10 protein-coding genes are annotated in these 12853 nt (G+C 63.9%); all 10 read right to left on the bottom strand.

Annotated features, from left to right (window positions below):
- Positions 1-115 precede the first annotated feature (115 nt).
- A complete protein-coding gene (pstS, locus tag BW11_RS02635) occupies positions 116-1249 on the bottom strand; it encodes a phosphate ABC transporter substrate-binding protein PstS (protein ID WP_043164619.1) in 1134 nt (377 codons plus the stop codon).
- A 231-nt stretch (positions 1250-1480) separates the two neighbouring features.
- A complete protein-coding gene (locus tag BW11_RS02630) occupies positions 1481-2191 on the bottom strand; it encodes a response regulator transcription factor (RefSeq protein ID WP_043164620.1) in 711 nt (236 codons plus the stop codon).
- A gap of 215 nt (positions 2192-2406) precedes the next feature.
- Positions 2407-3801 carry a cell wall metabolism sensor histidine kinase WalK gene (locus BW11_RS02625; protein ID WP_140444541.1) on the bottom strand — a complete coding sequence of 465 codons (1395 nt, stop codon included), beginning with the start codon at positions 3799-3801 and terminating at the stop codon, positions 2407-2409.
- Between the two features lie 183 nt (positions 3802-3984).
- Positions 3985-4695, bottom strand: a complete 711-nt coding sequence (mtnN, locus tag BW11_RS02620) for a 5'-methylthioadenosine/S-adenosylhomocysteine nucleosidase (RefSeq protein WP_140444542.1) — start codon at positions 4693-4695, stop codon at positions 3985-3987.
- A 103-nt stretch (positions 4696-4798) separates the two neighbouring features.
- Positions 4799-6115: an MFS transporter gene (locus tag BW11_RS02615; RefSeq protein WP_107043958.1), complete on the bottom strand. Its 1317-nt coding sequence runs from the start codon at positions 6113-6115 to the stop codon at positions 4799-4801.
- A 269-nt stretch (positions 6116-6384) separates the two neighbouring features.
- Entirely contained in the window at positions 6385-7572 is a 1188-nt protein-coding gene (locus tag BW11_RS02610) for a 3-deoxy-7-phosphoheptulonate synthase (RefSeq protein ID WP_140444543.1), read from the bottom strand.
- Between the two features lie 216 nt (positions 7573-7788).
- On the bottom strand, positions 7789-8919 hold the full coding sequence (locus BW11_RS02605) for a 3-deoxy-7-phosphoheptulonate synthase (protein ID WP_140444544.1): 1131 nt from the start codon (positions 8917-8919) through the stop codon (positions 7789-7791).
- Between the two features lie 178 nt (positions 8920-9097).
- Positions 9098-10447 carry a C1 family peptidase gene (locus tag BW11_RS02600; RefSeq protein WP_140444545.1) on the bottom strand — a complete coding sequence of 450 codons (1350 nt, stop codon included), beginning with the start codon at positions 10445-10447 and terminating at the stop codon, positions 9098-9100.
- Between the two features lie 108 nt (positions 10448-10555).
- Complete coding sequence (locus tag BW11_RS02595; protein ID WP_140444546.1) at positions 10556-12013, bottom strand: cell division protein; 1458 nt, start codon at positions 12011-12013, stop codon at positions 10556-10558.
- Between the two features lie 172 nt (positions 12014-12185).
- Positions 12186-12842, bottom strand: coding sequence for a pyroglutamyl-peptidase I (locus tag BW11_RS02590; RefSeq protein WP_140444547.1), 657 nt, complete (start codon positions 12840-12842; stop codon positions 12186-12188).
- Positions 12843-12853 lie beyond the last annotated feature (11 nt).

The raw sequence follows: 12853 nt of genomic DNA, 5'->3' as shown, positions 1-12853 counted from the left end.
TCGACCGACCGCAAGCCGCAACCGTTAGAACGACTGCGGCTTGCTTGGTGGTTGCTATTTGATTATGTGGTCTGTCGAAGATTCGTACGTTCCGGCCTTGCGGCCGGAAGTCTCATCACTTGGTCTTGATGGCCTCGATGGACTTCGAGATCTGGGAGGTCAGGCTGGCCGGCAGCGGAGCGGAGCCAGCGGCATCCTGAGCGGTCTTCTGGCCCTCATCGGAGGTGATGTAGGTCAGCCAGGCCTTGACGAACTCGCCCTGCTTGGCGTCCTTGTAGGCCGGGCAGGCGATCGCGTAGGAGACGAGGACGATCGGGTAGGCGCCCTCGGCGGTGGTCTCGTGGTTGATCTTGATCACAACACGGTTGTCACCCTTGGCGGTGTCGTCCTGCTTGGAGTCCTCGATGACCTTGGAGCCACCCTCAGCGGAGATCTCGTTGTAGGAGTCGCCGACCTTGACGGCGACGGTGCCGAGCTTGCCGACCTGAGAGAAGTCGGCGTAGCCGATGGTGCCATCAGCCTGCTGGACGGTGGAGACGACACCCGAAGTGCCCTTGGCGCCCTGGCCGACGTTGTTCGGCCAGTTCTCGGACAGGTCGTAGGTCCAGGCGTCCGGAGCGGCATCCTTGAAGTAGGAGACGAAGTTCTGGGTGGTGCCGGACTTATCGGAGCGGTGCACGACGGTGATCGCGGTGTCAGGGAGCTTGAGGTCCTTGTTCTGATCGGCGATGGCCGGGTCGTTCCACTTGGTGATCTTGCCGTCGAAGACCTTGGCGATAGTGGCAGCGTCCATGTTGACGTGCTTGCCGGCGTCGGAGATGCCCTTGAGGTTGAAGATGACAGCGATCGGGGAGATGTAGACCGGGACGTCGAAGGCGGCACCGGAGGCGCACACGGTCTCGGACTTGGTGACCTCGTCGTCGGACAGGGCCTTGTCGGAGCCGGCCCACGCGGTGGCGCCGGTCAGGAAGGTGGAGACACCAGCGCCGGAACCGGTCGGGTTGTAGGCGATCTTGGCGTCCGGGTTGGTGCCCTGGAAGCCGGCGATCCAAGCCTCAACGGCGGCCTGCTGGGAGGAGGCGCCAGCACCCTGGAAGTCGCCGGAGATCGGCTCGGTCTTGGAGGAGCTGTCGGAAGAGCTGGAGCTGCTGGTGCTGGCGGTCGTGTTGTCGCCGCAGGCGGCAAGACCAGCGAGCATAGCAATGCCGGAAATCGCGGCAATAGTACGCACGAAGATGTTCTTACGCATTTCTTTCCCTCATTCAACTAACTTGACGGCCATGAGAGGGCCGCCCGTCAATTCTTGACATCTACAAGCCTATTGGCGTTGGGAAGTCGTGAGGGCCGAAACCGGTGAACGGATGATGAACAATCCGAGATATGTGCCTACGTCGTTTTCAGGGGCACCGGCGTAGTTTGCGCCCTTAGCGCCGTCTTAGCGCCAAGGGCGCGGTCAGAAGCATCTTTAAGAAGAAGCGCCTCAGGCGACCGGCTGATCGATCTTGTAGCCGAGGCCACGCACGGTGGTCAGGTACTTCGGATGGCTCGGGTCCTCCTCGATCTTGGCGCGCACTCGCTTGACATGCACGTCGAGGGTCTTGGTGTCGCCGACGTAATCGGAGCCCCAGATGCGATCGATGAGCTGGTGACGGGTCATCACGCGCCCCTTGTTCTGCAGCAGGTATTCGAGCAGCTCGAACTCCTTCAGGGGGAAGAACACGTTCTCGCCACGCACGGTGACCTGATGCTGTCCGACCTGCATCGAGATGTCGCCGCAGGTCAGCGGCACGTCGTCGCCGGCGGCGGAGCCGTCCGCGGCACCGCCCGCCTGCTGGTTGCGACGCATGACCGCGCGGATGCGGGCGAGCAGCTCGCGGAAGGAGTACGGTTTCGTGACGTAATCGTCGGCACCGATCTCAAGGCCGACGACCTTATCGATCTCGGCGCTCTTGGCGGTGAGCATGATGATCGGAACCCGGCTCTGCTCGCGGATGCGACGGCACAGCGCGGTGCCATCGATACCGGGAAGCATGAGATCGAGCAGCACGAAGTCGATGCCGCCCTTGGTGAACAGCTCGAGGCCCTCCTCGCCGGTGGCCGCGGCGGACACGTCATACCCCTCGCGTGTGAGCTGATAGACCAGCGGTTCCCTGTAGGATTCCTCGTCTTCCACGATGAGAATGCGCGTCATGATCACCTTTCATTGCCAGTGGTACCAGTGAAAATCCTGTGAGCTTACCTAAGCCATCCTAGCCGTTCGCCGCATGTTCATCCGCTCTTCGTCTTGAGATACGTAACTTCTGAGAGCGTATTGGCAAGCCGCGAACCTTCGGTACAGGAATTTCAGCCGGTTGTGCGCCGTTCTTCGTCGTCGTCCAGAAATGACGACTACGTTCCTTTTGATGCCTATTCGGCCGATTGTGCAGTACCTGGTGCAGCATCCAATGAGGCATCCAGGGTTTCGGATGCTCCGGATGCATCGTCCGCGCCATCCGCGTCCTGCGCATCGTCCGCGCCTGTCTGCGCCTGCGCGTCCACGTCCTCGGCCAGCGGCAGTTCGATCGTGAACGTGGATCCCTCGCCCTCACGCGACCAGACGGACACCGTGCCGCCGCAATCGGCCACGCAGTGCTTGACGATCGCCAATCCGAGCCCCGTGCCTCCGGTCTGGCGGGAACGGGCCGGATCGACCCGGTAGAAGCGTTCGAAGACACGGTCAATCGATTCGGCCGGAATGCCGATGCCCTGATCGATGACGCGGATCTTGACCTTGCCGTCATGCGCCGAGATGGCGATGCGCACCGTGGTGTGCTCGGGCGAATAGTGGATCGCGTTCTCGATGAGATTCTTCACCGAAGTGGTGATCGACTCCTCATCGCAGGAGATCGTCGCATCCGGCTCGCCCTTGGCGTGTTCGAGCGGAACCGGTTCCCCGCCGAACGACAGATCGAGCTCGATATGGCTGGCATCGGCCTGCACCTGGTTCTCGGCGATCGCGTGACGCACGACGGAAAGCACGGACAGGCGTTTCGCGTCAAGCACGCCGCCGGCGTCCTGAGCCTTCTGCAGATCGATCAGACGGTGGACGAGTTCGGTCAGTCGCGTCGACTCCTTGGCGATGCGCCCGGAGAAGTAGCGCACGGCGTCCGGATCGTCGGCGGCGTCGCCGATCGTCTCGGCCAGCAGGGAGATCGCGCCCGCCGGGGTCTTGAGCTCATGCGAGACGTTGGTCATGAAGTCGCGGCGCATCGCCTCGAATCGACGCTGCTCGCTCATGTCGCTGACGAAGATCGCGTACCGGTCGTCACCGATCGCCGCGACGCGAAGCTTCAGATACCGCGTGTTCGAGGGGATCCGCTCCCCCGCCTGCACGCCATGACCGGAATTGCCCGGAACGACCGGCGCGCCGGCGTGCACCGGATCGATCGGCAGTTCGATCTCACGCTCGCGCGGCTGGCCGTCGGACGCGACTCGGGCGAGGATACCGGCGGCGTCCTCGTCGGAAAGCTTCCCTGATTCGGTCAAGCCGAGACCCATGCATCGCTTGCCCATATAGACGACGTCGCCCTTGCCGCTGACGAGAATCACCGCTTCGGGCATCGCATGGACGAACGACTCCTCGGCGACGCGAACGGACGGTACGACGCCGAACAGCACATCATTCTCGGACAGCTCGGCCTGGGCGCGAGAACGGGTCTCGAGCCCCAGACGCTCTCCCCGCTCAAGACCGGTGGAATAGGCGATCGCTGCGGCGATGCCGCCGACGATGACCGCAACGATCAGAATCTGCCACCACACCATGCTCCACCCCACTCGTAGGACGCCCGGAACCCGCTATATCTGTTGTGTTCGGGTAACCACGATAGCCGCCGAAGCGTTATGCGATACGGCAAACTACGTAAGTTCAGCAGAAGTTCATGCACTCGTCGCAGGCGGTATACGCAATCGAGGACATGAACGGGGGTGACCCTACGACTTGGTTGGCTACAGGCGCTTGAGAATGTCGACCGCCAGCGTGGCCGCCGTGTCGGCGTACTCGCTGATATCGAACTCCTTGAAGACCTCGTAATCGGTATCCGCGTTGTCCGACAGGGCACGGATGACCAGCGCCGGCACCTCGTTGCGCGCCGCGACCTGCGCGACGGCCGCACCCTCCATCTCGACCGCGTCGGCGCCCGTGTCATGCACGACCTTGCGCACCTGCGCATCGGTATCGACGAAATAGTTGCCCGAGGCGATGATGCCGGTGATGTGCGTGATGCCGGCCGCGGTGAGCGCCTCGTCGGCCAACTCGAGCAGATGGTCGTCGGAATGGAACTCGTCGACCGGAGCGTCGGGCGTGCCGGGCTTCCACTGGCCGACCAGACGCATGTCGGTGTCGAGGAAGCGCAGCGTGCCGCCGAGCACGACGTCGTTGATGTGCAGATTCGTGTTGAGATTGCCCGCGATGCCGGAGAAGATCACGGCCTGCGGATGGTAGACGCTGATCAGATGCTGCGTGGTCGCGGCGGCGGCGACCAGACCCATGCCGCCGACGGTGGCGACGACGGTCACGCGCTCGCCCGCGTTCGTGGTGATGGTGCCGCGCGCCACGTCGAGACTGGCGGCCCTGTCATGCTCGACATCGTCGAGGGCTCGCGCGATCAGCGCGACCTCCTCGTCCAGCGCTCCGATGATGGCGATCGTCCTGCCCATAACAAAAACTCCCCTATGCTCGGATTCAATGTCATTTCCGAGCTTAGGGGAGCTTCTGGTCAAACGGCGATCGCGTGTAGGTGATCGATCAATCGATCACCGATCACTCCTCGTAATCCTTGTCCTTGCTCTCCTTGATGAGGAAGAGGGCGATGAGGGCGAGGGCGGCCATGATGGCCATGTACCAGCCGACGGACACCACGGAACCGGTGGACTGCACCAGAGCGGTGGCGATGGTCGGGGCGAAGGCGCCACCGAGGATGGCGGCGAGGTTGTAGCTCAGGCCGGCGCCGGAGTAGCGCACGTTGGTCGGGAACAGCTCGGGCAGGTAGGCGCCGCACGGTCCGAACAGGCCACCCATGAGGGCGAAGCCGACGCACAGGAAGATCATCACGGTGACGACGTTGTGCTGGAGCAGGTGCATCGCGAACAGCGAGAAGACCAGCGTCAGAGCGGTGGTGGTGATGAGGACCTTCTTGCGGCCGATCCTATCGGAGTAGATGCAGGAGATGAGGATGAAGATCGCGAAGAACACGACTGACGTCATCTGCATGGCGAGGTACTCGTTCTGCGTGAACGCGGGCTTCATGACCTTGACGCCGTAGCTCAGGGACCAAGTGCCGAGCACGTAGAACAGGGTGTAGGTGATGCCCATGGCGAAGGTGCCGAGGAGCACTTCCTTCCAGTACGGCACGAGGGCGCGCAGCGGGTGCTTGACGACACGGTCGTTCTCGACGGCCTTGCGGAAGATCGGGGTCTCGGTCATGCGCAGACGCACGTACAGGCCGATGGCGACGAGGACCGCGGAGCACAGGAACGGGATACGCCAGCCCCAGGCCTGCATCTTGTCGGGGCCGAGGGTGGAGTCGAGCAGGAGGTTCAGGCCGTAGGCGCAGAAGAAGCCGATCGGGGCGCCGAGGTTCGGGAAGGAACCGTACAGGGCGCGCTTGTTGGCCGGTGCGTTCTCGGTGGCGACAAGGGCTGCGCCGGACCATTCGCCGGCGAGGCCGACGCCCTGGCAGGCACGGCAGATGCACAGGATGATGATGGCGAGGATGCCGAGCTGGTCGTAGCTCGGCAGGCAGCCGACGAGGAACGTGGAGATGCCCATGGTCATCAGGGCGACGACCAGCGTGGTCTTGCGGCCGATCTTGTCGCCGAAGTGGCCGAAGAGCATCGAGCCGAACGGGCGGGCCAGGAACGACACGGCGAACGTCAGGAACGCGAGCATCGTGCCGATGGCCGGGTTGGCCTTGGTGGCGGCCGGGAAGAAGATCGCGCCGAAGTAGCTGGCGGATGCGATGGAATAGCAGTAGTTGTCGTAGAACTCGATGGCGGTGCCCACCATCGACGCGGCGATGATCTCGGGAACCGAATCCTTCTTCTCGGACGTGGCCGCTGCGACTGCAGTTGCGGACATGATTGGAAATACCCCTTATGTGATAACAGCTTCTCTCACGCGGGGAGCGCACCCGGGGTAACGGGGCGTCCCACGTCAATGGCGGGATGCGGTCCGACCGACTGGAGCTTGTGGCTTGCAGCGGCGTCCGCACACCGCTGTGCTGAGGTATAGGTCTACTCGCACTCCGAGGTCGATGGTGATATCGCTCACATTGTGGAATGCGATCTCATATTTTCACGCTTGCCGTGGAATCGTCCGGCTCGCGGACGCAGGAGAAAACGCGCGATTCAGCGCCAACGGCGCGTGGCGACGGCTTCGGCGAGCGTGCGCAGCAGCTGCTCGGTAACGGGCCAGCTCAGGCACTTGTCGGTGATCGACTTGCCGTAGACGAGCTGGCTTAGGGGCGCCGCGGGCTGGTTGCCGCCCTCGAGGAAGCTCTCCATCATCACGCCGGTGATGCCGCGCTCGCCGTCGGCGATGCGGGCGGCGATCTCGCGCACGACCTCGGCCTGACGATGCTCGTCCTTGCCGGAGTTGCCGTGCGAGCAGTCGACGATCAGGCCATGCGAGGCGGCGGAATCGGCCGGCATGCGCTCCCGGATCGTCTCAAGCGCGGCGGCGACGTCCTCCTTGGAGTAGTTCGGCCCGGAGCTGGATCCGCGCAGCACGACATGGCAGTCGGGGTTGCCGAGCGTCTTGACGACGGCGGCACGGCCCCTGTGGTCGATGCCGAAGAACGTGTGCTGCTGCGCGGCGGCGAAACAGGAGTCGGACGCGGCCTTGACCGAACCGTCGGTCGCGTTCTTGAATCCGATCGGCATCGACAGGCCGCTCGCCAGCTGGCGATGCACCTGGCTTTCGGTGTTGCGCGCGCCGATCGCGCCCCAGCTGACGGCGTCGGCGATGAACTGCGGGCTGGTCGGCTCGAGGAACTCGGTGGCGGCGGCGAGTCCCTCCCCCAGCACGCCGAGCAGCGTGCGGCGGGCGAGCAGCAGGCCCTTCTTGATGTTGCACGATCCGTCGATGTCCGGATCGTTGATCAGGCCCTTCCACCCGACGGTGGTGCGGGGCTTTTCGAAGTAGACGCGCATGACGATGAGCAGCTGCTCGTCGAGCTCATCCTTGAGCTTGGCGAGACGACGCGCGTAGTCGAGCGCGGCGGCGGGATCGTGCACCGAGCACGGGCCGACGATGACGAGCAATCGATCATCCTGACCGTAGAGGCACGCACGGATCTCATCGCGCGAGTAGGCGACGATCTCCTGCGCGGCATCGGTCAGCGGGAGATCGGCGAGCACCTGAGCCGGGGTGGGCAGCACCTCGAACTCGAGTACGCGGCGGTTGACGATGCGGCTGATGCCGACCTGATCCTCCCAACGAGGCACGTCGGTGGCGATCAGCGGATTCTTGCCCGCGTCCATCGCCTCCTGGATCGCCCTGAGGTCCTCCGGCTTGTTGAGCGGCTGCTGCTGCATGGTCTTCTCTCCCTTTATCCGATATTCCCCTTATAGGATAGTGGATGACTTACAGCGAATCGTTCTCAATTAGAAAAGTGTGAGCCCAACGCACACGATCGCACAAACGAACATCGCCCGAAACGGCGGGAAATAGCCATTCCGGGCGATGTTATGGGCGATTGACGATCTGTCAACCCTCACACTTTTCTTATTGAGAACGATTCGCTGCAACCGTTAGAGGGCGCGCCTGGCCGAAACGGCGTCAGCCAAACAACGCAGCAGCTCCTCGGTGCGATCCCACGGCACGCAGGAGTCGGTCACGGACTGTCCGTAGACCAGCTGGTCGAGCGGAGCCGGCTTCTGATGGCCCGCGACGAGGAAGCTCTCCATCATCACACCGAGAATGCCCGGCTCACCATGAGCGACACGCTCGGCGATCTCCTCGACGACCTCGGCCTCACGCACCTCGTCCTTGCCGCAGTTGCCGTGCGCGGCATCGATGATCAGACCATGCTCGCTCGGCCCCGACGCCTTGGACTTCTTGAGGTCCGCCAGCGCCTGCGCGACGGAATCACGGTCATAGTTCGGACCATGGTTGGAACCGCGCAGCACCAGATGGCAATCGGGATTGCCCTTCGTCTCGGCGGAGATCACGCGACCATCCAGATTGATGGACAGGAAATGATGCTCGAACGCGGCGGCATAGCAGGAATCGGCGGCCGGCTTGATCGAACCGTCGGTCGCGTTCTTGAAGCCGACCGGCATCGACAGGCCGCTCGCCAGCTCGCGGTGCACCTGGCTTTCGGTGTTGCGAGCGCCGATCGCGCCCCAGCTGATCAGATCGCAGATGTACTGCGGGGTGATCGGATCGAGCCACTCGGTGGCGGTGGGCAGACCGAGATTCAGCACGTCGGTCAGCACCTTGCGCGCCAGCCACATGCCCTTGCGAATGTTGAAACGCCCATCCAGATCCGGATCGTTGATCAGGCCCTTCCAGCCGATCGTCGTACGCGGCTTCTCGAAGTAGACGCGCATGACGATGAGCAGCCGGTCATCCAGCTGCCTGGAGACGGCGGCCAGCTTGGTCGCATACTCGTGCGCGGCCTTCGGATCATGGATCGAACAGGGACCGACGATGACCAGCAGACGGTCATCGCGACCATGCAGGATATCGCGGATCTCCTGACGGGAGGTGAGGACCAGATCGCTCATCGACTTGGTGAGCGGCAGTTCCTTCAGAAACGCGCGGGGCGCGGGGATCGGGTCAAGCTGACGGATGTTGACGTCGACGGTCTCAGGAAAGACGGCCTGCTCCCCCAAACGCTGAACGTCCTCGGAACTATCCGGGCCACGAAGTGCTGCCATGCCGACTCTCCTTTCTCATCGGTGTACGTACATCGGCCTGCATCGATACTTGCTATGCAACAAGGACCTTACTGTAGCGATCATGCCACGAAAACGGCATCTGCCGACCGTTCTGTGGAACGATCGGCAGATTAGTGAAGGTTATTGGCAGAAGCCGTCCGCCACACGGCGTGTCGACTCAGGCAAGAGCTCCCATCGGATCCCATGCGGGCAGGGAGATGGCGGGCTCTTCGAGGGCCTTGAGGTATTCCTCGGGCAGGAGCGCCTTCGGGACGGCGACCTCGTAGACGTACTCGGTGAACCAGTCGTCGCTCATCGTGAAGTAGCCCTTGTCGGCGATCTTGGTGCCCCAGGAGTTCTCGACGCGCCAACGGCGGGTGGAGCCGTCATCGGCGACATCCACGCCGGCGAAGGCCATCGCGTGGTTCATCGCGGAATCGGCGAAGCGCACGCGAGCCTCCTTGTCGAGATCGAAGTCGACGTCGTAGATCGAACCGTACTCGAACAGGTCGGTCGCCCACGCGCCGGACTCGCGGTCCATGAACGGACCGCAGTCAGCGCCGAACCACACCGGGATGCCCTGCTCGACGAGGATCTGCTTGACGCAGTCCTTCATGAACTGGTTCGGCACGTTGAGGTACTCGGTCGCGTCGCCGCCGGCGACGTTGCCCAGATGCTCGATGGCGATCTTCCTGCCCTTCGGGTGCTCCTGACGCGGATCGTCGACCAGGCACACGTAGCTCTCCAGATCGGCGGAGCCGACGTACTTCGCCCAGAACTCCTGCGGGGTGATCTCGCCATCGCGGTGGAACTCGCCGTCCTTGTCCGTCCACTCCCAGTCGAAGGAGACCGGCGGCTCGCCGAGGTGGATGGTCAGCATGCGGTGACCGGCGGCGCGGGCGTCGGCGATGGTCTCGTCGATGCCGGCGTCCTCACCGGCGGTGTGCGCGGCGAACATGTGCGCGACGGCGGTGTGCAGCATGTGACGCAGCTGCGTGTTCATCGGGCCGGTGTTCTTCGAGGACTCGGTCTCCGGGAACAGGTCCTTCGGCACCGCACCGTACTTCTTGTACACGTTCATCGCCATCGTCCACTGGCCGCCGTCGCCCATCACGTCGGCGAGCAGGTGCTGGATCAGACGGGAATCAGCCGGTTCGCCGGCGCGCACGAGGGCCGCGACGTCCTGCAGGAAGTAGTTGATGCGCTCGAGCTTGTCGTAGTACATCGCGTAGTTCTGCGAGAACTCGAACTCCTTGACGTTCAGGTTCTTCTTTGCGACGAAGCGGGCGACGTTCAGCGAGCTGAACAGCCAGCAGCGGCCGGAGTGATCCTGATGCGTGGCCTCGCCGTTGTCGATGACGGTGGAGAAGCGACGCTGCAGCAGGCGGGCGCGATCGTAGTTCTTGGCGACGGTGTTGATGCCGGCGGCGGTCACCGCGTTCATCGCCATGCGGTTGGTGCCGTCCGCGTCGAATTCCTCGCGCAGGGCGGACAGGGCCTCGCTGCTCAACGGCTGCAGGGTGGTCATAGCTTTGTGCTCCTTTTACTGACCTTGTGGGTTGGTTTCGGGGCACTACCTTACAATCCGGTCAACCCCAAGGGAAGCAGTAAACGCGTGACTAACTGCGACTGGCTGTTACTTCTGCGCCTCCGGGGATTCCTGAGTGGTGGCCGGGTTGGTGGGGAGGGCTACCGTTTCGTCAGACTCGGCCTCAGGCTCGGCCTCGGGGCCGGCCTCGGAGGTGGGCTGCTCCGCTTCGGCGACAGCAGCAGGCTCGCCGGAGGCGCCGGGGACCGGGGCGTTGACCGGAACGTCGGGGGCGGGGGTCTCCTCGCCGCCGACGAAGCCGGCGAAGGCGTTGGAGAACATGGCACGCAGCTCGCTGACACGCTGGGTGATCTGCGCCTCGCGCTGCTGCAGGGCGGCGATGTGGTGCTTGAGACCATCGAGCTCCTGCTGGGCGGCGGTGCGACGCTCCTCGATCTGACGTTCGGCGTCCTCGCTGGCCTTGCGCAGGGTGGCGGTGGCCTGTTCGTCTGCGGCGGCGCGCTTCGCGGCGGCGTAGGCATCGGCCTCCTCGCGGGCGGTCTTGGCCTGGCCGACCAGCTCGTCGGCCTCCTTCTTGGCGGCGGTACGACGCTCCTCGAGGTTGTCGAGCAGCTCGGAGACCTTCTTCGTGGCCTCGTCCTGCTGGGCGGCGATATCGGTGCGGATCTGCTCGACCTCCGCGTTGACCTGGCTCATCGTCTTGGTGCGCTTGACCTCGGCCTCGTCGTTGATCTCCTGCGCCTTGGACTTGGCGTCGTCGACGATCTCGCCGGCGCGGCGCTGCGCGTCGGTCATCATCTTGGAGACCTGCTCGCGCACGTCGGCGAGCTTCTTGTTCGCCTCGGCGAGCGCGGCCTCGATCTGGTCATTCGCCTCGGACTTGAGACGGGCCAGCTCCTCATTGGTGCTCTTGCGCTGGGCGGCGATCTGCGCGGTGGCCTCGGCCTTGAGATCGGAGAGCTCGCGCTCCTGCTTGGCCTTCTCGGAGGCGAGCTGCTTGTCGTGCGCCTCACGGGAGTTGCTCAGCTCCAGTTCGACGGTCTGACGCTGCTCGGTGACGTTCTTCGCGGTTTCCGCGCGCAGCTGGGCGGCGTTGTTCTTCGCGGAGGTGGTGATGGTGTCCGCTTCGGTGTTGGCCTGGGCGAGGATCGTGGACGCCTTCTGGGAGGCGTCGTCGACGATGTGCTTGGCGTCGAGCTTGGCGTTGTTGATCAGGGTCTGGGCCTGCGCCTGCGCGGCCTTGCGGGTTGCCGCGGCGTCGGACTTGGCGCGCTCGAGCAGCTCGGAGCTGGTCTGTTCGGCGGAGGCGAGCATCTGCTGTGCGTTGGCGCCGAGCGAGGCGAAGCTGCTCGACTTCGGCTTGCGCTTCTTCTCCTCCTCGAGCTGCGCCTGCAGCTTGAGAATGCGGGCGTCGCTCGCGGCGATCTGCTCGCGCATGCCCGCGAGGGTCTGCTGCGCCTGACGCACGCTGGCCTGCGCGGTGGCGAATGCTTCGTCGACCTTGTCCTTGTCGTATCCCCTCAACACAATCGGGAACTGATCCATGTCCCTCATTCCTTTCGCCTGATCGGGCTCAGCACATCACTCGTTGTCCCGTCCGAGACGGGCCCCGTACGCTTTCAGCATCGTAGCCCAAACACGCCGGAGACGAGCAGCGATTATCTGCGATTCACACAGCTTCATCCATTTTCGTTCGACCGGAGGCGAAAGGCCGAAATCAGGCGATGAGGATGTCGCCCGACGTGGGTCTGCGATAGTAGCGCACGCTGTCGCGCACGACGTCGGCACCGGCGGTCACCAGATGGCGCAGCGGCAGACCGTGCTGCGGGTGGCGCGATTCGTTGATCAGCGGGAAGCTCACGAATCCGGCGAGCACCTTGTCCTGACCCGACGCCCAGTTGAGCAGGTTGTAGAACAGCGAATTGCACACGAAGGTGCCGGCGTCGGAGCTTAGGGTGGCGGGAATGCCGTCACGCGTGAAATCGGCAAGGATCGAACGCAGCGGCAGACGCGTCCAGTACGCGGCCGGACCGTTCGGATCGATCGGAGCGCGGCGGGGCGTCATGTTGTCGACGTCCGGCTTGGCGGCGTCCATCAGGTTCGTGGCGCACCGTTCGAGCATCACGCCGCGGGCCGCGTGCTTGAGACCCGTGGCGATGACGATGTTCGGATGCGCGGCCTCGATGGTCTCGCGCAGGGTCGGCCATGCCTTCGCGAAGCTCACGGGCAGGCTCACCGCGCTGATGGCGAGCTCCACGTCATCAAGCCCGTCCACACCCTTTTCGGCCAATGCCTTGGGCACCTCGTAGGACGGGTTGACGCGGACGTCATCGTAATGATCGAAGCCGGAGATCACGACACTGAGCTGCTGCATGACACCAAGTC

This window comes from Bifidobacterium sp. UTCIF-38, from assembly GCF_006454495.1.
Classification (GTDB): Bacteria; Actinomycetota; Actinomycetes; order Actinomycetales; family Bifidobacteriaceae; genus Bifidobacterium; species Bifidobacterium callitrichos.
Note: the sequence above shows the minus strand (reverse complement) of the source record. Positions and strands in the feature narration are given on the sequence as shown.

What these genes read in the sequence shown, in the direction of transcription:
- BW11_RS02595 (WP_140444546.1), bottom strand. Translation starts at nt 12,013, where the DNA reads ATGGATCAGTTCCCGATTGTGTTGAGGGGATACGACAAGGACAAGGTC.
- pstS (WP_043164619.1), bottom strand. Translation starts at nt 1,249, where the DNA reads ATGCGTAAGAACATCTTCGTGCGTACTATTGCCGCGATTTCCGGCATT.
- BW11_RS02615 (WP_107043958.1), bottom strand. Translation starts at nt 6,115, where the DNA reads ATGTCCGCAACTGCAGTCGCAGCGGCCACGTCCGAGAAGAAGGATTCG.
- mtnN (WP_140444542.1), bottom strand. Translation starts at nt 4,695, where the DNA reads ATGGGCAGGACGATCGCCATCATCGGAGCGCTGGACGAGGAGGTCGCG.
- BW11_RS02605 (WP_140444544.1), bottom strand. Translation starts at nt 8,919, where the DNA reads ATGGCAGCACTTCGTGGCCCGGATAGTTCCGAGGACGTTCAGCGTTTG.
- BW11_RS02610 (WP_140444543.1), bottom strand. Translation starts at nt 7,572, where the DNA reads ATGCAGCAGCAGCCGCTCAACAAGCCGGAGGACCTCAGGGCGATCCAG.
- BW11_RS02630 (WP_043164620.1), bottom strand. Translation starts at nt 2,191, where the DNA reads ATGACGCGCATTCTCATCGTGGAAGACGAGGAATCCTACAGGGAACCG.
- BW11_RS02625 (WP_140444541.1), bottom strand. Translation starts at nt 3,801, where the DNA reads ATGGTGTGGTGGCAGATTCTGATCGTTGCGGTCATCGTCGGCGGCATC.
- BW11_RS02600 (WP_140444545.1), bottom strand. Translation starts at nt 10,447, where the DNA reads ATGACCACCCTGCAGCCGTTGAGCAGCGAGGCCCTGTCCGCCCTGCGC.
- BW11_RS02590 (WP_140444547.1), bottom strand. Translation starts at nt 12,842, where the DNA reads ATGCAGCAGCTCAGTGTCGTGATCTCCGGCTTCGATCATTACGATGAC.